We start from the raw sequence: 18,866 nt of genomic DNA, 5'->3' as shown, positions 1-18,866 counted from the left end.
TTAAGAAACGGTTATTTACTTTCAATGTTTTCAAGTTAGTGGCTGATTGGACGTATTGAAAGAATGTGATAGACTATTTCAAGTTAGATAACAAAAATGAACGAGGTGTATATAAATGGGCTTTGCTACAGGGATTGTAGGTCTTCCAAACGTAGGGAAATCGACATTGTTTAATGCCATTACACAAGCGGGTGCTGAATCGGCGAACTATCCGTTCTGTACGATTGACCCTAACGTAGGTATTGTGGAGGTGCCAGACGAGCGTCTGGAAAAGCTGACACAGATCGTCGTTCCGAACAAGGTAGTTCCGACAGCGTTTGAATTCGTGGACATTGCTGGCTTGGTAAAAGGTGCGAGCAGAGGCGAGGGTCTTGGTAACCAGTTCCTCGGACACATCCGTGAAGTGGACGCGATTGCACATGTTGTACGTTGCTTTGAAGATGAGAACATCACGCACGTAGCAGGTCGTGTCGATCCTTTGAGCGATATCGAGACAATCAACCTGGAGCTGATTTTTGCTGACCTGGACTCTGTTGATCGTCGTATTGATCGCATTGCACGCAAAGTGAAATCCGGCGACAAAGAATCCAAGCAAGAGCTGGACGTGCTGGAGAAGTTGAAAGCAGCATTTGAAGAGGGTCAATCTGCTCGCAGTGTTGAACTCGATGACGAAGAGCGCAAATGGATTCGCGATTTGCATCTGCTGACAATCAAGCCAATGCTGTACGTGTGCAACGTAGCGGAAGACGGCATTAACGATGCAGATAACAACCCGCATGTGCAGACAGTTCGTCAGCATGCAGCGAGTGAAGGTGCAGAAGTGGTTGTGATCAGCGCGAAAGTAGAAGCAGAAATCGCTGAGCTCGAGGGCGAGGACAAAGAAATGTTCTTGGAAGAGCTAGGACTTACTGAATCTGGTCTCGATCGCTTGATTCGTGCAGCTTACAAACTGTTGGGATTAGTTACTTATTTCACTGCAGGTGTACAAGAAGTTCGCGCATGGACTATCCGTCAGGGTACAAAGGCTCCAGGTGCGGCAGGCGTGATTCATACCGATTTCGAACGAGGATTCATTCGTGCCGAAGTGATTGCTTATGATCATCTGGTAGATGCTGGTTCCGTAGCAGTAGCCAGAGAACGTGGGAAGTACCGTCTTGAAGGGAAAGAGTACGTAGTGGCAGATGGAGATGTTATGCATTTCCGTTTCAACGTTTAGTACGAAATTCTTGATTCGTTATAGGCGTTTTGCTATAATACGATAATGCGAGTATTTATGGAGTGCATGATTTGTGCGTTTCGTTTTAGCACTCGCTCCTTGCCCGAACAGGGCCGCTAAAGTCCATAAGGAGGTGAAAAGGTATGCGCCAATACGAAGTAATGTATGTATTGCGTCCAGACCTTGAAGAAGAGAAAGTAAAATCCAATGTAGCTCGTTACAGCGATGTTGTAACTAACTATGGTGGCGAAATCTCTAAGCTTCAAGAAATGGGTAAACGTCGTCTTGCGTACGAGATCAACAAGTTCCGTGAAGGTTACTACGTTTTGATGAACTTCAAAGCGAACTCCGATGCTGTTGCGGAAGCTGAGCGTCTGATGAAAATCAATGACGACGTAATCCGCTTTATGTTTGTTCGTGATGAGAAGTAATCATTGTCGCGATCAGAGGGGGAACCAAGATGAATAAAGTCATTCTCATCGGCAACCTGACGAAAGATCCTGAACTTCGCTACACGCCAAATGGCGTTGCCGTTGCTACTTTTACTGTGGCCGTAAATCGTCCCCGCACCAATCAAGCGGGAGAGAGAGAAACGGACTTCATTAACATTGTCGCTTGGCAAAAACTTGCCGACCTGTGCGCAAGCTATTTGCGTAAAGGTAGACAAGCAGCCATCGAAGGACGTATGCAAACACGCTCCTATGATAATAAAGAAGGTAAAAAGGTATACGTGACGGAAGTCGTTGCGGAGAACGTTCAATTTTTGGGCGGTCGAGGTAATGAATCCGGCGGAGACAATTCAGGATACGATCCAGGACCGGGCATGGGTGGCGGTAACAAACCATCCGGTCAACGAAATAATGACTATGATCCGTTTGGTGATCCTTTCGCGAGTGCAGGCAAGCCGATCAACATTTCAGATGATGACTTGCCGTTCTAGTATCGTATAACTTTCACATTCCTAAGAGGGAGGGACTATCATGGCACGCAAAGGACGTCCTAATAAGCGTCGTAAAGTATGCTTCTTTAAAGTGAACAAAATCAAGCACATCGATTATAAAGATGTTGACTTGCTGAAAAAGTTCATCAGCGAACGCGGCAAAATCTTGCCACGTCGTGTAACTGGTACTTCTGCGAAGTATCAACGTGCACTGACAATCGCGATCAAGCGATCCCGTCAAGTAGCACTGTTGCCTTACACTGCTGAATAAGTTGCAAAAGCTATAAAAAGGGGGGCACAATTGCGTGGCCCTCTTTTTTCCATAGTTTTCTATGGAGAGCGTACATGAGACATGAATAATGAGGTGCTGACATGCCGTCCAAAACGAAACACTTGGCTGAAAATGCCCTTATGCTGGGTATCGCACTGGTGCTGCTGTTTCTCAGTACATATACGGTACTGGGAGGACTGGTCAGTTTCTTGATACCTCTGCCTTTTATCCTTTTGGCAGTAAATCGAACAGTACCTAACATGGTTTGGATCACCCTTGCTTTTACGTTTTTGGGCTGGATCGTTACTGGTCCGTTTGCGGCAACCCTTGCTTTTTCAAGTGCGGTTTGGGGTTCAGTCATGGGGATTTTTTATGCGAAAAAAGGAGCGGCTCTTCCGGCGATTGTGGCAGGGGCAGGCGTTGCCTTTTTGAGTGTCATTTCCTTGCTGGCATTCATGGCATTCGGGATGAACGTTGATTTTAATGCCATGATTCAAGAAGTTGCTAAGCTGCGTCCAGCAATGATGCCAAAAGAGCAGTTTGATCAGCTCCTTGAACTGGGTAAAATCGTCTTGCCTACGAGTTTTGTCATGTTCAGCTTTTTATCGACCGCCATTATTCATGGATTGGCGAGTCTGATTGGACGACGTCTGCGCAGACCGATTCCAGCATTGAAGCCAATTCGGGAATGGAACTTCCCGCGTTCGTTGATTTATTACTACTTCATTGCGATGATCAGTCTATTGTTGTTTGCTGAAAGCATGCAGGGAACGTTTTGGGAAATCGCCCTGATGAACCTGAAAGTCATGCTGGATGTTATTTTTGTTTTGCAGGGCTTGAGTTTTTGTCTATTTGCTGCCTATTTGTACGGCTGGAAGAGATTGACTCCTGTGCTCATTGTCTGTCTATTTATTTTTCCACCCCTAAGTACTATACTTAGTCTAGTAGGGATATTTGACCTAGGAATTCGTTTGCGTGAAAAACTGGAAACAAGAGTGAAGAGGGGCTGAGGAAATGCCCAAGTTCCTGTTAAAGCGTTGGTACGGGATGCACATGGTCCTGGCACTCAGCTTTAGCTTGCTGTTGTTGGGGATTTTGACCTTGTTCCATTGGATGTACGGGGCGATCGGCATGATTTGCTTGATTGGCTTGGTTCTTTACGCTCTTCAAGCAGAAAAGGGGTTCCAAAGAGACTTGCGCCTGTATTTGGCGACGGTCACCCATCGCGTGAAGAAGGCGGGAGAAGGCGTTATCCAGGAACTGCCGATCGGAATTCTTTTATACAACGAGGAAAAGGCAATTGAGTGGGTAAACCCGTATATGACGCATATGTCCGGGGATGAATCCATGATCGGGAAAGGCCTTCAAGAGGTATTCCCCCAACTGGTTTGGAAGCCGGAGCAAAAACGGCTGGAGTTTACTTATAACGAGCGGGTATACGAGGTCATTGTGCGGTCTGATGAGCGCCTTTTGTATTTCAAGGACATTACGGACTTCAAAGAATTGACGACTCGTTACCATCGAGAAAAGGCTGCACTTGCCATTATTCACCTCGACAATTTGGACGAGGTCGGACAAGTCATGGATGATCAGAGCCGTACGCTGCTCTCTACAAGCGTGGCTGGTGTGATTACAGAGTGGGCCAACAAACATGGCATATATCTTCGCCGAATCACGGCCGACAAGTTTTTGGCTCTGATGGAACGGGAAGCACTTGATAAATTGGAAGAATCGCGATTTGACATTCTCGATGTAGTTCGGGAGATGACGGCTGACAACAAAATTCCGATTACGCTCAGTATCGGGGTTGGAGCGGCCGCTACGACTTACATTGAGCTGGGACAAATGGCACAATCAAGCTTGGATATCGCATTGGGGCGCGGTGGCGACCAGTGCGCTGTCAAGATTGGCAACAAGCTCACTTTCTACGGTGGGAAATCGAATGCGGTAGAAAAGCGGACACGTGTCCGGGCTCGTGTGATTGCACATGCTTTGCGTGATCTCATTCATGAGGCGGAGCACGTCATCGTCATGGGGCATAAACAGCCTGACATGGATTCCATCGGGGCATCACTTGGTGTATTGAAGGCTGTGCAGTTGCACAACAAAACGGCTTATATCGTCATGGACGAAGGCAATCATTCTGTCGAGCGTCTGATGAAAGAGATTTATGCCAACGAAGAGTTGGCTGAGACTTTTATCACGCCAGAACAGGCGATCCGACTCATCTCTGGCCGCACATTGCTGGTAGTCGTCGATACACATCGACCATCGCTGGTGATTGAGCCGAAGCTGTTGACAGAAACGAGCCGAATTGTGGTGATTGACCACCATCGACGTTCGGAGGAGTTCATTGAGCCAGTACTCTTGTATCTGGAACCATATGCTTCTTCTACAGCCGAGCTGGTTACGGAGCTCTTGCAATATCAGAGCGAGCGATTGAATATCGACAATCTGATTGCAACGGCATTGTTAGCAGGGATCGTGGTGGATACCAAAAGCTTTGCCTTCCGCACAGGTTCACGGACCTTTGAAGCGGCGTCTTTCCTTCGCCGTAACGGGGCCGATACCGCGGCTGTCCAGCGTCTGTTGAAGGAAGATCTGGGACAGTATGTGAAGCGGGCAAAAATCATCATGAACACGGAAACGTACCGTGACAACATGGCGATTGCCATAGGCGACCCGTCCGAGGATTACACCCAGGTACAGGTGGCGCAAGCTGCTGAGCAGCTACTCACTTTGTCAGGTATCCAGGCGTCGTTTGTTGTTGCAGAGCGATCCGACGATACGATCTTGATCAGTGGACGTTCTCTGGGCGACATCAATGTTCAGTCCATCATGGAACTGTTGGGTGGAGGCGGTCACCTCACGGGTGCTGCCACACAAATTCAAGGCATATCAATTAAAGAAGCTACACGTCGTTTGAAAGAAGCGATTGATTCGGTCGTATAGGCCAAAATATAAAGGGGGAAACGATGATGAAAGTCATTTTTCTTCAAGATGTAAAAGGCCAAGGGAAAAAAGGCGAAGTGAAGGATTTGTCAGAGGGCTATGTACGCAACTTCTTGTTGCCAAAGAAGCTGGTAAAAGAAGCGACAGATAGCAACGTGAAAACGCTCGACGCTCAAAAGCGCAGCGAAGATAAGCGCAAGGAACAAGAAAAGCTGGATGCTCAGGAGTTGGGCAAAAAGTTGGAAGAGCTGACAGTGAAAGTAGTAGGAAAAGCAGGCGAAGGTGGTCGCTTGTTCGGTGCAATTTCCAGCAAACAAGTAGCGCAAGCGTTGGAAGATCAGTATAAAATCAAAGTAGACAAACGTAAGCTCGAAATGGATGCAATCCGTGCTTTGGGCGTGACGCAAATCAAAGTAAAACTGCACAACGAAGTAACCGTGACTCTGAAAGTACACGTTGTGGAAGAATAATGTCTCAATTGTGGGGGGTGTGACGTGAGCGACCTGTTTTTGGATCGTGTGCCGCCACAGAACAAGGAAGCGGAACAATCGGTACTGGGTGCCGTGTTCTTGTCTAAGGAAGCTTTAATCACGGCCATTGAGATTCTCCGTCCGGAGGATTTTTACAAGACAGCGCATCAGCGCATCTTTCAAACGATGGTGGACCTGTATGAAAAAGGCGAACCGGTCGATCTGGTTACGGTTACAGCGGATCTACAGGACCACAAGCTGCTGGATGAGGTCGGCGGAGTTACGTATCTCACGGAAATCGCCAGCTCAGTTCCAACGGCAGCCAACATCGAATACTACGCAAAAATTGTAGAAGAAAAATCGCTACTTCGGCGATTGATTCATACAGCTACCAAGATTGCCAATGACGGATACTCCCGTGAGGATGATGTCACGCAGATCATCGCGGATGCGGAGAAGTACATCATGGAGATCGGCCAAAATCGCAACAGTGGCGGTTTTACACCGATTCGTGATGCCCTTCTGGAAACGTACGAGCGGATTGAGTTTTTGAGTCAGCGACGCGGTGATATTACGGGGATTTCGACGGGTTATACGGATTTGGACAAGATGACAGCAGGATTGCAGCGCAGTGACCTGATTATCTTGGCAGCCCGTCCTTCCGTAGGGAAGACGGCATTTGCCTTGAATCTCGCGCAAAACGTAGCAGCCCGTGCAGGTGAGACCGTAGCCATCTTCTCCTTGGAGATGGGTGCTTCTCAGCTGGTTCAGCGTATGATTTGTGCGGAGGGCAATCTGGATGCGTCCCGGATGCGTTCCGGTACACTGGAGGAAGACGATTGGCAAAAGCTAACGATGGCAATCGGTACGCTGGCGAAAGCGCCGATTTACATCGACGATTCACCTGGGGTTACTGTACAGGACATCCGGGCAAAATGCCGTCGCCTTCAAACGGAGAAAGGCTTGGGCTTGATCCTGATCGATTACCTTCAGTTGATTCATGGACGAGGCAAAGGAGATAACCGTCAGCAGGAAGTATCTGAGATCTCTCGTACGCTAAAAGGGATCGCGCGTGAGCTGAACGTGCCGGTTATCGCCCTGTCGCAGTTGAGCCGTGGTGTAGAGCAACGGCAGGACAAGCGACCGATGATGTCCGATATCCGTGAGTCAGGGTCGATTGAGCAGGACGCCGATATCGTGGCCTTCTTGTACCGTGATGACTACTATGACAAGGAATCAGAAAACAAGAATGTCATCGAAGTCATTATCGCCAAACAGCGTAACGGCCCGACCGGAACGGTGGAGTTAGCGTTCCTGAAAGAATTCAACAAATTCGTTAACTTGGATCATCGCTTTCGGAATCAAGCAGGTTAATAGTTGGAATGGAAGAAAAGCCGGAGAAATTCCGGCTTTTTTTTCTATATTGAATTGCCGAACATATTAAGAACTAACTATATGAATGTTCGTATTTAGCGTTGACATGGGGAGTCTCGTTTAGTAAACTTAGATTGTTTCAGGCCCGAAAAGACATGATAATATCAGGAGGTGTTTTTCGATGTCAACAGTCGTTGTCGTCGGAACCCAGTGGGGCGATGAAGGTAAGGGTAAAATTACAGACTATCTAGCTGAAAGTGCAGAGGTAGTGGCTCGTTATCAAGGCGGTAACAACGCAGGCCATACCATTATTTTTGATGGTAACAAGTATAAGCTGCATTTGATTCCATCCGGAATTTTTTATAGTGACAAGACCTGCGTAATCGGAAACGGTATGGTAATCGATCCGAAAGCATTGGTAAAAGAGCTGGAGTACATTCACAGCTTCGGTTTTTCGACAAGCAATTTGAAAATCAGTGATCGCGCGCATGTGATTCTGCCATACCACATCAAGCTGGATGGCGTAGAGGAAGATAGCCGCGGTGCTAACAAAATCGGTACGACCCGTAAAGGTATCGGACCTGCTTACATGGATAAAGCAGCGCGTATCGGTATTCGTATCGCTGATTTGTTGGATCGCGAAGAGTTTGCTCGCAAGCTTGAGCGCAACCTGGCAGAGAAAAACATGCTGCTGGAGAAGCTGTACAACACAACTGGCTTTGAGCTTCAAGAAATTCTGGATGAATACTTGGCTCTGGCAGAAATCATTCGTCCTTACGTAACCGATACATCTGTTGTCCTCAATGATTCCATTGATAGCGGCAACCGCGTATTGTTTGAAGGTGCACAAGGCGTATTGCTCGATATTGACCAAGGTACGTATCCTTACGTAACGTCCTCCAACCCAATTGCGGGTGGTGTGACTATCGGTTCTGGTGTTGGACCAACCAAGATCCACCAGGTAATCGGGGTGGCAAAAGCTTACACCACGCGTGTAGGTGACGGTCCGTTCCTGACTGAGCTGACTGATGCAACTGGCGACCATATTCGTGAGGTTGGCTTCGAATATGGTACAACAACAGGTCGTCCTCGCCGTGTAGGCTGGTTCGACAGTGTAGTTGTTCGTCATGCTCGTCGTGTCAGCGGTATCACCGGTTTGGCGATCACCAAGCTGGATACATTGTCTGGCATTGAGACACTGCGTATTTGCACAGCGTACAAATACAATGGAGAAGTTATCGAATCGTTCCCGGCGAACCTCAACCTGCTTGCGAAATGCGAGCCAGTTTATGAGGAACTGCCAGGTTGGACTGAGGATATCACAGGTGTTCGCAATCTGAACGACTTGCCAGAAAACGCTCGTCACTACATGGAGCGCATCACGCAACTGACTGGTATTCCAATGTCGATCTTCTCCGTAGGACCAGATCGTGAGCAAACGGTTGTTGTTCGTGGCATTTACGGATAAGCTATCGACTATATAATAGAAGAAAGCTGTCGAGCATTCGGCAGCTTTCTTTTTTTTTGCAAGGGACAGACACGAAACGACACCCTCTGGGCATATGGATAGACATAGGGAGAAATGGAGAGGTGAAAAGTGATGATGGGTTTTGGATTTGACCAAAAGGCCATGAAGCTGCTGGGCAAAAATGTACAGGTAAAGATGATCAATGGCGTCGTCATCAAGGGAACCATGACTCATTTCAACAATGGCTACCTATGCTTTATCACCACATACAAACAACCAAATGACGCCGAGAAAACGAAAATACGCAGACTTGCGTTAAAAGACGTTACCTCGATGCAAGAGGTGTGAGTCACAGATGTCCATAACGAAATAAGCCATCTTTTCTAGTCATTTAGGAAGATGGCTATATTTATTTTAGATCGTGCCTCCATACGATCGGATGATCTCAGTTGCAAGATCACCTTGTTCCTCTGGTACGACTGCCGTTAACAAGACACTGCGATTCAAATTGTCATCGCCCCGATCGGCCATGCCGCTGGCGTCTGGATTTACAGCGGCCATGACACTTGCATCCCTGCCGCTTGGGAAGTCACCTGCCAGGGTAAGGTTGCCCAAGCTGGGAAAATCTCCGGATATGGGATTCAGGATTTGTTCATTCCCGTCACCTGGGAATTGTCCGATTCTGTCGATCTGAATGATGGAAAAACCAGCTTGGCGAAGTGCTTTTTCTGCCTTATGCGCATCATCTTCGGTGTGAAATCCTGCAAGAATATTACGTTCCTTCACGTATATCAGCCTCCAGATATGATAAATGCTACCAATTGTTTGTACATATAGTGACTCTGTGTCTATTTTTTTATTCGACAGCAATTTACACTTGATGTTGTCGTTATTCTTATGGTAAAGTCGACATAGTTGGTTTCTTTAGGCAATTTGGCAGATTAATGGAAACTAAATTATGGGATTTACGACCTAGTCAATAAATTAAAAATTTTCAGGAAATGGAACGAGCAAGTTGTATCTGTTTTCAGGAGGGACAAGTTATGCATTGGTCGGAATGGAAGGCCAAGCTGCAGGAACGGTCATCACGAATCGTTCGGGATTGCAGTGATCTGGCGAAACGTACAATGAAACGTACAAGCTCTTATATCCAGTCGCACAAAAAACAATCGCTTTCAATTGCGGCAGGTCTAGTTTTGACGATTGCTGCTGGAGCATCTGCACAATACTATTACACAAGCAATGTCAATTCTGTCTACCATGTCAGTGTGAACGGCAAAGAGATTGGCGTGGTAAATGATCCAAATGTGATACATAACTGGACAGCATCCAAGCTGGAAGAGGAAAAGGCAAAAACAGGCCTCAACTTGCAATTGGCTGACTATATCACATTCGAAGAAGAGCGTGAATTCAAGGCACCGTTCAATAATGATGCCGCTGTACAAGCTCTTGCATCCGTAGCGGATATCAAGGTTCAGGGCGTTAAGCTGACGATTGACGGCAAAGTGGTAGGTTATATGCCAGACCAGCAATCGGCTGATCAAGTACTGGCTGAAGTGAAGCAAAGATATTCCGGAGTTCCTGCAACGACAGGGAAAAAGGCTGTTGTAGCAGCAGCATCCACAGTCCCGGTCAAACCAAATCCGGTAAAAGAAGTTGCATTTAAAGAGAATGTAGAGATGCAAACCGAAACAGTCGATGCATCTCAAATTTTGTCTGCCGATAAACTGGAGGAGTTGCTGGTAAAAGGGACCTTCAAGGATATGAAGCACACGGTCGTAGAAGGCGATTGCATCGGTTGCATTGCGAAGAAATACGGCATTACGTCAAAAGATATTTACGCGAACAACCCAGGTGTTACGGAAAATACCGTCCTTCAATTGGGACAAGAAATCAATGTAACCGCGGTGCGTCCGCTGGTTACTGTACAAGTCAAAGAAGAAGTAGATCAACAAGAGGTTATTGCTTTTAATACCCAAATTAAAAACAATGACAAGGTTCCTAAAGGCGAAACCAAGGTCGTACAAGAAGGTAAAAACGGCAGTAAAACAGTTAAGTACGAAGTTGTGAAAGAAAATGGACAAGTAGTGAATCGCAAAATCATCAAACAAGATGTAACTGTGCAGCCTGTAACCAAAATTATGGAGCGCGGTACAAAAGTAATTCCATCGCGCGGGACAGGCCGTTTGAGCTGGCCTGCTAGCGGGTATATTAGCAGCGGCTTCGGCAAACGCTGGGGTAGCATGCACAAAGGAATTGATATTGCCGGTGCTGGTTCTGTCATGGCGGCAGACAATGGACGTGTCACATTCGCTGGTTGGAATGGTGACTATGGAAAATCGGTTATCATCGACCACGGCAATGGAATGAAGACATTGTACGGTCACATGAGCAGCATTAATGTGAAAGTCGGCGATGTCGTTAGCCAAGGAAAGAAAATCGGCGTAAAGGGTTCTACTGGACAATCGACCGGCGTCCACCTGCATTTTGAGGTTCTACAAAATGGACGAAATCAAAACCCGATTCGTTACTTAAAATAGAAAAGTAATTTCTGGAAGGGAAAGGGCAACTCTTAGGAGGGGGGCCCTTTTTTTGTTGGCAGGGATTGAATGCCAAGCCCTTCTTTACACGGCGTACATGGTGTATTGTAGAGGAATAGTGACAGTCAAAGTGGAATCCTTGATCAGGAAGTTTAAAAAGTCGTCTTTTGAGGTTCTCGCCATTTTCTCGGTGCTGAAAAGCCGACTTTTTGAATGAACTATTTTTGGAAAAAGGAGGGCGCAGGATGGCAAAACTCCTCGTAGTTGACGATGAAAAACCGATTGCAGATATTTTGAAATTCACGTTTGAAAAAGAAGGGTATCAGGTCGTATGCGCCTACGATGGTGATGAGGCACTTGTCGTGGTCAAGGATGAGCGACCGGATCTGATTTTACTTGATGTTATGCTTCCAGGTAGAGACGGGATGGACGTATGCCGAACCGTTCGTCAAACGTATGATGTTCCGATCATCATGCTGACTGCCAAAGACTCTGAACTGGATAAAGTACTCGGGCTGGAATTGGGTGCGGACGATTACGTGACGAAGCCATTTAGTACGCGGGAGCTGGTAGCCCGTGTAAAGGCCCATTTGCGCCGTAACCGCTCGAAAGTGGAAGAGAAGGATAGCCAGCATGTACTGCGCGTGCATGAGCTGGAAATCGATTTGCACTCGTATACCGTCGAAAAGGTGGGAGAAGCATTAGAGCTGACGCACCGTGAGTTTGAGCTGCTGGTGTACCTCGCTCGCCATCAGGGACAAGTATTGACGCGAGAGCATCTCCTGCAGTCGGTCTGGGGATTTGACTATTTTGGCGATGTGCGAACGGTAGATGTGACCATCCGTCGTTTGCGAGAAAAAATAGAGGATGATCCTAGCCAGCCGAAGTACATTATTACGCGGCGTGGTTTGGGCTATACATTACGCAATCCCGGCATGGGAGGCCAGCCTGGATGAGGCGGCTGTTCAAAACCGTTCAGTGGAAAATGGTCATCATTTACATGCTGTTGATTTTGCTTGCGATGCAATTTATTAGCGCCTATTTTGCCCGGGAAGTCGAGAGCTACTACATCAACAACTTTTCCGAGGCATTGAATGGACAAGCTAGTTTGTTAGCGAGCTTGCTGGAAAGCGATTTGCGCCCGCATGACGGGAAGGAATCCAACGCCGAACAAAACCGCCAGGACATCGACAACCTGATCAACAACCTGGTAAAAATCAACGGAGCGAATGTGCAGGTCATCGACCAGACAAGAACGGTGGTTGCGACGACGGAGGACAAAAATACAATTGGACAGCGGACCTCGCAGCCTGAAGTGACGGTTGCCTTGCTCGGGACGCGCAGTGAATCGATGCGGATCGACCCGAAGACAGGGGCGCGGGTAAAAGTATTGGCATTACCTGTTAAGGGCGACCAGATCGTATACGGTGCGGTCTACATGATTGCTTCGATGGAAGGCACTTATGCGACGATTGGTAAAATGAACGGCATCTTGGGGACAGGTACCATGATCGCAATGGTCATTACGGCGGTGCTCGGGGTCGTGTTGGCCCGTACCATCACCAAGCCAGTGAAGGAGATGACCCGTCAGGCGCGATTGGTGGCAGATGGGGATTTTAACAGTAGTGTACGTGTCTATAGCGATGACGAAATTGGCCAGCTCGGTATGGCTTTTAATCATATGACCTTGCGCTTGCAGGAAGCGATTTTGCAGCAAGAGGAAGAGCGTGAGAAGCTCGCGGGAATTTTGAGCAACATGACGGACGGTGTTATTGCCGCTAACCGGAATGGACAGATCATCCTGTTTAATCGGGCAGCAGAAGATATGTTACAGGTGACGATGGCTGACGTCCTTCTCAAGAGACGCACCTTGTATGATCTGTTGGGCCTGCCGCCAGAGGATGAGATGTCGCTCTATGCGCAGGAAGAGCCACTTTTCATTGAGATGACGCTGCCGAATAAGGAAGAAGTGATCCTGCGTGTAACGTTTACGCCTTTGCAGCACGATAGCAAAAAAATGGGCGGGATCATTGCTGTCGTAGCTGATGTGACGGAGCAGCAGCGATTGGAGCAGCAGCGCCGCGAATTCGTGGCGAATGTGTCGCATGAGCTGCGAACACCACTGACGACCATTAAAAGCTACGTGGAAGCGCTGCTGGATGGCGCAGTGGAAGAGCCAGAGCTGTCCCAACGGTTCTTGAAGGTTACGTCGTCGGAGACAGAGCGCATGATTCGCTTGGTAAACGATTTGTTGCAGCTATCGCGTTTTGATTCGCAGGGGGTTCGTCTGCATTGCAAGGAAGCGGACATCAATCGATTGCTTCGCTATGCTGCCGATCGTTTCTCCATGTTCAGTGAGCAGCAGGAGGTTCAGCTCAGTCTGGATATGCCGAGCAAGCTTCCGCCGGTTTATATTGATTTGGATGCAATCAATCAAGTATTGGATAATCTTTTGTCCAATGCGATCAAGTATACGCCTCAAGGAGGCACCGTGGTTCTCATGGCAAAAGAGAACCACAAGCAAAAGCGGGTACAAATCTCCATCACCGACACAGGAATCGGTATTCCCAGCCGCGATTTGAAGCGAATCTTTGAGCGCTTCTACCGCGTAGACAAGGCGCGTTCGCGCGGTCAGGGTGGAACAGGTCTGGGATTGGCGATTGCCCGTGAATTAGTACAGGCACACGGTGCAGATATCGAGATTACAAGCGAATGGAATGTGGGAACGACAGTCACGTTCTGGGTGCCATTTGCCCAAGGAGGAAAAACGGGATGAAGCGGATGCTAGAGCCTGCCAAGACCGTCTTACTCAATTTGCTAGTGCTAGCCAGCTTTGTTTTGACAGCGATGTTGTGGTCGAATCAACCTAACCTTCAATTTATTGAGCCGGCAGAGTACACACAGTCAAAGCCAGTTCAGGAAAAACAACTCGAACAGCTCGTTACGCCGGAATCCGTTGTTTTTCATTATGGGGAAGATCGCCACACGAAAGCGTCCGCAACCGATGCTCCTTACAGTTTGATCGTGCGAGAAATGTCGAAATGGATCTTTCTCGATTTTTCTCCGCTCACCATCTCCAATGAGAAATGGGAAGATATTGCCCGGGAAAAGATGGGTTTGGAAGTGCGCTTTCGGAGCACGGTTCCCTTGTCAATTGTAGGTCGGCTGGTAACTTTTCGGGATGAGTTTGACAACCGAATGAAAGGGATTGACCGATTGTGGTTGTACTACGAAAAGGACGAGGATGTCGTCTACGCGTTATTTTTGTCGACTGAGGAAGGTCGAATGATGCGTTCTCGAACATCGATCAGCCCAAAGGATTTGCGAGAATCGTATTTGGCTTCTGGTGATTTAATGCCTGAGCAAATCATGAAAATCGTCAAACCAGAGCGAAGCTTCGTTGATTTGGAAGGACCTGCGCTCATGTGGAGCACGTACTATTTGCCCAAGAATCAGATGCGCATGCAGCAATTCCGCTACAGCTACGTACCTGTTACGAATGAAAGATTGATCGAGTCCTACTTTATCGATCAATCGCTCGTCAGACAGATCATGGAGCGGGACAAAACGGTTATTTTTACAGATGGCAGCAGATCGATTCAATTGAGGTCAGAGCAGCAGGCATTCACGTTTACTGATCCGGCGTACCAACAGCGGGATCAGGAGCTGTCTGATGAAGAAAAAGTGCAGAGTGCCGTTACCTTCATGAATCAACACTTAGGCTGGCTGGATGAGTACCATTTTGAACGAATCAAAAAGAGCTACAATGAAAAGGACTTGATCACGTTCCGCCAGTACTTGGGGGCGTATCCCTTGATCAGTGAGGGAGAGGCCAAGCAGATCGATACGATCCAAATTACTTCAGAGGCAGGCCAGGTTGTGACGATGAGCCGATCGCTGCTGGATTTGGACAAGTATATCGATAACAAAGAGTGGACGGTTATGTCTGGTCCGGAGCTGTATCAATATATCCGCGACAAAAAGCTGGCGGACACAGAAAAAATCACCAACGCTTATTTGGCTTACCATACCAAAGTAGGTGAAGGATACGTGGACCTGATGCCAGTCTGGGTTGTGGAATTGGCGAATCAGGCGAACCTGTATATTTCTGCGCACACCAAGCAGGGAGGAGGGAAGGCGCATGGATTGGAGTAGGACGAAGACGATTCTGATCTGGGCCTTTCTTCTCCTCGATTTGTTTCTCCTGTATCAGGTGTATGTGACGCGCATTAGCCTGTGGAATGACAAGGAAGTCGCGCAGAGCGAGAAATGGAATACAGAGCTGTACTTGAATCAGCAAAATATCACATTGGATACAGAAGTGCCGCAGGATACACCGGAAATGTCCAATTTGGATGCGGAGTATATCGGAATTAATCCGATTTCCTTGCATGAGATATCAGGACTTCAGGCGACGGTAGAAAAGATGGCGCTGGCTGCCAAGCTGGACCCACCCATGCAGATTCGTGGTCAACTGAATCCTCAGGAGCTTTTGCGTCAAATTGGTCCGAGGCTGGTTTATTCCGATCAATACGTGGCCGATCCGTATCAATCGAATCAATCGCGCCTCTTGTATTGGCAGGTCTATGATAAGATGCCAGTATTCGTCGCGCCGCTGGAAATGTATTTGGACAACGGATCGATACTCGGATACAGGCAGACCTTTTTCCACCTTCGCAAGCAGCAGGGGGAACGACAGGTGATCTCTGGTTATGCGGCACTACGCTCTCTGGTGGACAAGCAAATCATTTCACCAGGGGAACGGATTGAGAATGTCAGCCTGGGTTATTACGGTTCCTACGATGCGGATATTCAGACGCTTGTGCCTGTATGGCGCGTGGTTCACGATGGCAAATGGCATTTTGTCAACGCGATTACAGGGGCTCTGGAGCGTCCGATGGTAACGCAGCGCTGAATAGATAGACAACCTGGGAAAGATACGGGAAGAGGGATGTTCGGTGAGATTTAGTGTGTTGGCAAGCGGGAGTACGGGCAACGCCATTTACGTGGCGACAGACCGTGTTTCCGTATTGATCGATGTAGGCATTACAGGAAAGCAGGCAGAAGCGGCACTGGAGACCATTGGTGTCAATCCAGCAGAGCTCAGCGCTATTCTCGTTACCCATGAGCACGTCGACCACATTAAAGGAGTCGGCGTCATGGCGAGACGATATGGATTGCCGATTTACGCCAATGATAAGACGTGGTCGGAGCTGGATGGGCAAATCGGGACGATCAAGGAAGATCAGCGACGCTTCTTTTCTGTGGGGGAAAAGAAAGAGCTGGAGGATTTGGGCATCGAGTCATTCGGAATCTCGCACGATGCCGCCGAGCCGATGGGCTTCTGTTTTTATCATGGCAAGAAAAAGCTCAGTGTCGCGACAGATTTGGGGTATGTCAGCGATCGGATCAAGGAGACGATTCGTGGAGCAGATGCGTATGTGTTCGAGTCCAATCATGACGTTGAGCTGCTGCGCATGTCCCAGTATCCTTGGAGCATCAAGCGACGTATCTTGAGTGATGTCGGGCACTTGTCCAATGAAGCGGCGGGCGATGCTTTGCTCGATTGTCTAACAGGTGGGGCTGAACGTGTATACCTCGCCCACTTGAGTAAGGAGAACAACATGATTGATTTGGCCCGACTGACGGTCAAAAACATCCTGGAGGAGCGGGGGCTGTCTGTTGGTGATGATGTGCATCTGCGCGATACGTACCCGGATCGACCTACCAAGCTGGAAGAGCTATAAGATCGGTTTGATCCCCACTTGACGACTGGCGATGCGCTCTGTGAGCTTCGCGTACGTATCGATATGGAAAGTTAGCTGTGTATCGAGTTCATTCACTTTCGCAGTCAGCTCGTCATGTGTCAGCAGTCCTTTGGCTACGAGTAGTTCGATCAAGGCATGCAGGACAAGGGTATTGTGGTAGTCTACTTCCTGAAGGTCAGCCAGCTTGGCGATAAGGTGGACTTCTTTCAAGTCTATCAATCCTTTCTATTTGGTCTGGCAAGAAAAAGCTCTTAATCTATCATATCCGTGCTCTCGGAGAAATATTCCGGGAGCTTTTTTCTATTCCACAACCTTTCCATAATTCTCACGCCATTTTGCCAAAAGCGGGTCGTATACTAAGGATGTCAAAAGGAAACAGATATCAACGAAATTAATCATGCAAACCAAATATGGAGCATGTCATTGTGTATACGAGCATGGAAAACCTGCAAAGCTAGTAATGGTAGAAGATAGAAAGGAGAGTATGAATCATGGGGTTTTATGATGATTTAACTCACGTGGAGCGAAAGAAACAACGCGGTTCTAGCATTGGACGTATGGTCGTGACGTCGGTAACGTCCGCAGTAATTGGGGGGATGGTCGTCCTGCTCACGCTGCCGACTCTCTCCAATGCGGGATATATTAATATGGTTAAGCCTGGAACAGAAAATGCGCTAAGCAGTAATGCCTCTTCTTCTTCTAACCTGTTTGCCAAGCCAGTATCTGTAAGTGTCGGCTCTGGTACAGTAGATGCGGTGAAAAAAGTGGAGAATGCGATTGTTGGTGTAATCAACATCGGGCAGCGCAGAAACAGTTGGATGCAGAACTCGATGGATGTAGAGCAGGGCCAAGGCTCTGGTGTCATCTTTGAGAAAAAAGGCGGAAAAGCCTACATCGTTACCAACTACCACGTAATCGATAAGGCGCAAAAACTAGAGGTCGCCCTGCCAACAGGTGAAAAAGTATCGGCAAAAGTGGTCGGAGCCGATGGTTATACCGATCTGGCGGTACTGGAAATCGACGCCGCCAAGGTTACGGACGTTGCTGAGTTTGGTGATTCCTCTACCTTACAGGTGGGCGAACCGGCCATTGCCATCGGGAATCCGCTGGGCATGCAATTCTCCCGGACCGTTACACAAGGCATCATCAGTTCCAAAGAACGCTCCATGCCAATGGACTTTAACGAAGATGGTCAAGACGACTGGGAGCTGGATGTCATTCAAACAGACGCAGCGATCAACCCTGGTAACAGCGGTGGTGCCCTCGTGAACATCGAGGGTCAGGTCATCGGGATTAACACCTTGAAAATTTCCAAAGCAGGGGTCGAAGGATTAGGTTTTGCCCTCCCGATCAATGATGTCAAAGTGATCGTGGACCAACTGATGGAAAAAGGAACACTGGAACGTTCTTACCTCGGTGTGCAGCCACTCGACTTGGCCAATGTGCCACGCTACGAATGGAAAGAAACCTTGAATCTGCCTGACAATGTGAAAGCCGGCGTCGTCGTGCAAACAGAGGTAGGCAAATTCTCTCCTGCGGGTGAAGCAGGCTTGAGACAATTCGATGTCATCGTCAAGCTGGACAACAAGGACATTTCCAACAGTGCTCAGCTACGCAAGTACTTGACGATGAGCAAAAAGCCGGGCGATACGATGAACGTTACGTACTATCGTGATGGTATCCAGAAGACTGCCAAAGTGAAGCTGACCGCTCCGCCACAGCAGTAAGAAGCATTGACCAAGCCGTTTTGAAGGCAGGCATGTGAAGGAAACAAACTTTGACGGGCAATTCCGGGATGCATTTTATCCCGTTTGCATATATGCAGTATCTGAAGTTCCCCCCTCTATCTATTTTTTAATAGATCCCT

General features: G+C 48.0%; 19 protein-coding genes. 17 read left to right on the top strand and 2 right to left on the bottom strand.

Annotated elements, in window-relative coordinates:
* Positions 1-115: 115 nt before the first annotated feature.
* From ychF to ASG16_RS05860, 10 genes are all read left to right on the top strand, one after another.
* Positions 116-1,216, top strand: a complete 1,101-nt coding sequence (gene ychF, locus ASG16_RS05905; RefSeq protein ID WP_056488837.1) for a redox-regulated ATPase YchF — start codon at positions 116-118, stop codon at positions 1,214-1,216.
* 143 nt (positions 1,217-1,359) lie between these two features.
* Entirely contained in the window at positions 1,360-1,647 is a 288-nt protein-coding gene (rpsF, locus tag ASG16_RS05900; protein ID WP_007720183.1) for a 30S ribosomal protein S6, read from the top strand.
* Positions 1,648-1,676: 29 nt separating this feature from the next.
* Complete coding sequence (locus ASG16_RS05895; RefSeq protein ID WP_016739386.1) at positions 1,677-2,156, top strand: single-stranded DNA-binding protein; 480 nt, start codon at positions 1,677-1,679, stop codon at positions 2,154-2,156.
* A 40-nt stretch (positions 2,157-2,196) separates the two neighbouring features.
* Entirely contained in the window at positions 2,197-2,427 is a 231-nt protein-coding gene (gene rpsR, locus ASG16_RS05890) for a 30S ribosomal protein S18 (RefSeq protein WP_016739387.1), read from the top strand.
* Positions 2,428-2,528: 101 nt separating this feature from the next.
* Entirely contained in the window at positions 2,529-3,437 is a 909-nt protein-coding gene (locus ASG16_RS05885; protein ID WP_056488839.1) for a DUF2232 domain-containing protein, read from the top strand.
* Positions 3,438-3,441: 4 nt separating this feature from the next.
* The gene (locus ASG16_RS05880; RefSeq protein WP_056488840.1) at positions 3,442-5,379 is read left to right on the top strand and encodes a DHH family phosphoesterase; all 1,938 of its coding nucleotides are present in this window, start codon (positions 3,442-3,444) and stop codon (positions 5,377-5,379) included.
* Positions 5,380-5,405: 26 nt separating this feature from the next.
* Positions 5,406-5,849, top strand: coding sequence for a 50S ribosomal protein L9 (gene rplI, locus ASG16_RS05875; protein ID WP_017246819.1), 444 nt, complete (start codon positions 5,406-5,408; stop codon positions 5,847-5,849).
* Positions 5,850-5,873: 24 nt separating this feature from the next.
* On the top strand, positions 5,874-7,223 hold the full coding sequence (gene dnaB / locus ASG16_RS05870) for a replicative DNA helicase (protein WP_048035469.1): 1,350 nt from the start codon (positions 5,874-5,876) through the stop codon (positions 7,221-7,223).
* A gap of 181 nt (positions 7,224-7,404) precedes the next feature.
* A complete protein-coding gene (locus ASG16_RS05865) occupies positions 7,405-8,691 on the top strand; it encodes an adenylosuccinate synthase (protein ID WP_056488841.1) in 1,287 nt (428 codons plus the stop codon).
* A gap of 132 nt (positions 8,692-8,823) precedes the next feature.
* Positions 8,824-9,039, top strand: coding sequence for a hypothetical protein (locus ASG16_RS05860; RefSeq protein ID WP_007720197.1), 216 nt, complete (start codon positions 8,824-8,826; stop codon positions 9,037-9,039).
* 66 nt (positions 9,040-9,105) lie between these two features.
* Here the strand turns inward: ASG16_RS05860 and ASG16_RS05855 are convergent, their stop codons facing one another.
* Positions 9,106-9,561 carry a hypothetical protein gene (locus tag ASG16_RS05855; protein ID WP_056488842.1) on the bottom strand — a complete coding sequence of 152 codons (456 nt, stop codon included), beginning with the start codon at positions 9,559-9,561 and terminating at the stop codon, positions 9,106-9,108.
* A 173-nt stretch (positions 9,562-9,734) separates the two neighbouring features.
* On the opposite strand from ASG16_RS05855, the gene ASG16_RS05850 reads away from it, so the two are divergent.
* The 6 genes from ASG16_RS05850 to ASG16_RS05825 all read left to right on the top strand — a co-directional run bounded on the left by ASG16_RS05850 (position 9,735) and on the right by ASG16_RS05825 (position 16,978).
* Positions 9,735-11,231, top strand: a complete 1,497-nt coding sequence (locus ASG16_RS05850) for a LysM peptidoglycan-binding domain-containing M23 family metallopeptidase (RefSeq protein ID WP_056488843.1) — start codon at positions 9,735-9,737, stop codon at positions 11,229-11,231.
* A 245-nt stretch (positions 11,232-11,476) separates the two neighbouring features.
* The gene (gene vicR, locus ASG16_RS05845) at positions 11,477-12,187 is read left to right on the top strand and encodes a cell wall metabolism response regulator VicR (RefSeq protein WP_048035465.1); all 711 of its coding nucleotides are present in this window, start codon (positions 11,477-11,479) and stop codon (positions 12,185-12,187) included.
* Complete coding sequence (gene walK, locus ASG16_RS05840; RefSeq protein ID WP_048035464.1) at positions 12,184-14,007, top strand: cell wall metabolism sensor histidine kinase WalK; 1,824 nt, start codon at positions 12,184-12,186, stop codon at positions 14,005-14,007. Before vicR ends, walK begins: the two co-directional genes overlap by 4 nt.
* Positions 14,004-15,386 (top strand): YycH family regulatory protein, encoded by a 1,383-nt coding sequence (locus ASG16_RS05835; protein WP_056488844.1) that lies wholly within the window; start codon positions 14,004-14,006, stop codon positions 15,384-15,386. Before walK ends, ASG16_RS05835 begins: the two co-directional genes overlap by 4 nt.
* Positions 15,373-16,146 carry a two-component system regulatory protein YycI gene (locus tag ASG16_RS05830; protein ID WP_056488846.1) on the top strand — a complete coding sequence of 258 codons (774 nt, stop codon included), beginning with the start codon at positions 15,373-15,375 and terminating at the stop codon, positions 16,144-16,146. Before ASG16_RS05835 ends, ASG16_RS05830 begins: the two co-directional genes overlap by 14 nt.
* Positions 16,147-16,189: 43 nt before the next feature.
* Positions 16,190-16,978 carry an MBL fold metallo-hydrolase gene (locus ASG16_RS05825; protein ID WP_056488849.1) on the top strand — a complete coding sequence of 263 codons (789 nt, stop codon included), beginning with the start codon at positions 16,190-16,192 and terminating at the stop codon, positions 16,976-16,978.
* On the opposite strand, the gene ASG16_RS05820 is transcribed toward ASG16_RS05825, so the two are convergent.
* On the bottom strand, positions 16,973-17,209 hold the full coding sequence (locus tag ASG16_RS05820) for a hypothetical protein (protein ID WP_056488850.1): 237 nt from the start codon (positions 17,207-17,209) through the stop codon (positions 16,973-16,975). The genes ASG16_RS05825 and ASG16_RS05820 overlap by 6 nt on opposite strands.
* 281 nt (positions 17,210-17,490) lie before the next feature.
* On the opposite strand from ASG16_RS05820, the gene ASG16_RS05815 reads away from it, so the two are divergent.
* Entirely contained in the window at positions 17,491-18,726 is a 1,236-nt protein-coding gene (locus ASG16_RS05815; RefSeq protein ID WP_048035459.1) for a S1C family serine protease, read from the top strand.
* The last annotated feature ends 140 nt before the right edge of the window (positions 18,727-18,866 follow it).

Source organism: Brevibacillus sp. Leaf182, assembly GCF_001423865.2.
GTDB lineage: Bacteria > Bacillota > Bacilli > Brevibacillales > Brevibacillaceae > Brevibacillus > Brevibacillus brevis_C.
Note: the sequence above shows the minus strand (reverse complement) of the source record. Positions and strands in the feature narration are given on the sequence as shown.

Bases quoted from the DNA above. Each gene is read 5' to 3' on its own strand.
- ychF (WP_056488837.1), top strand. From the start codon at position 116: ATGGGCTTTGCTACAGGGATTGTAGGTCTTCCAAACGTAGGGAAATCG.
- rpsF (WP_007720183.1), top strand. From the start codon at position 1,360: ATGCGCCAATACGAAGTAATGTATGTATTGCGTCCAGACCTTGAAGAA.
- ASG16_RS05895 (WP_016739386.1), top strand. From the start codon at position 1,677: ATGAATAAAGTCATTCTCATCGGCAACCTGACGAAAGATCCTGAACTT.
- rpsR (WP_016739387.1), top strand. From the start codon at position 2,197: ATGGCACGCAAAGGACGTCCTAATAAGCGTCGTAAAGTATGCTTCTTT.
- ASG16_RS05885 (WP_056488839.1), top strand. From the start codon at position 2,529: ATGCCGTCCAAAACGAAACACTTGGCTGAAAATGCCCTTATGCTGGGT.
- ASG16_RS05880 (WP_056488840.1), top strand. From the start codon at position 3,442: ATGCCCAAGTTCCTGTTAAAGCGTTGGTACGGGATGCACATGGTCCTG.
- rplI (WP_017246819.1), top strand. From the start codon at position 5,406: ATGAAAGTCATTTTTCTTCAAGATGTAAAAGGCCAAGGGAAAAAAGGC.
- ASG16_RS05865 (WP_056488841.1), top strand. From the start codon at position 7,405: ATGTCAACAGTCGTTGTCGTCGGAACCCAGTGGGGCGATGAAGGTAAG.
- ASG16_RS05860 (WP_007720197.1), top strand. From the start codon at position 8,824: ATGATGGGTTTTGGATTTGACCAAAAGGCCATGAAGCTGCTGGGCAAA.
- ASG16_RS05850 (WP_056488843.1), top strand. From the start codon at position 9,735: ATGCATTGGTCGGAATGGAAGGCCAAGCTGCAGGAACGGTCATCACGA.
- vicR (WP_048035465.1), top strand. From the start codon at position 11,477: ATGGCAAAACTCCTCGTAGTTGACGATGAAAAACCGATTGCAGATATT.
- walK (WP_048035464.1), top strand. From the start codon at position 12,184: ATGAGGCGGCTGTTCAAAACCGTTCAGTGGAAAATGGTCATCATTTAC.
- ASG16_RS05835 (WP_056488844.1), top strand. From the start codon at position 14,004: ATGAAGCGGATGCTAGAGCCTGCCAAGACCGTCTTACTCAATTTGCTA.
- ASG16_RS05830 (WP_056488846.1), top strand. From the start codon at position 15,373: ATGGATTGGAGTAGGACGAAGACGATTCTGATCTGGGCCTTTCTTCTC.
- ASG16_RS05815 (WP_048035459.1), top strand. From the start codon at position 17,491: ATGGGGTTTTATGATGATTTAACTCACGTGGAGCGAAAGAAACAACGC.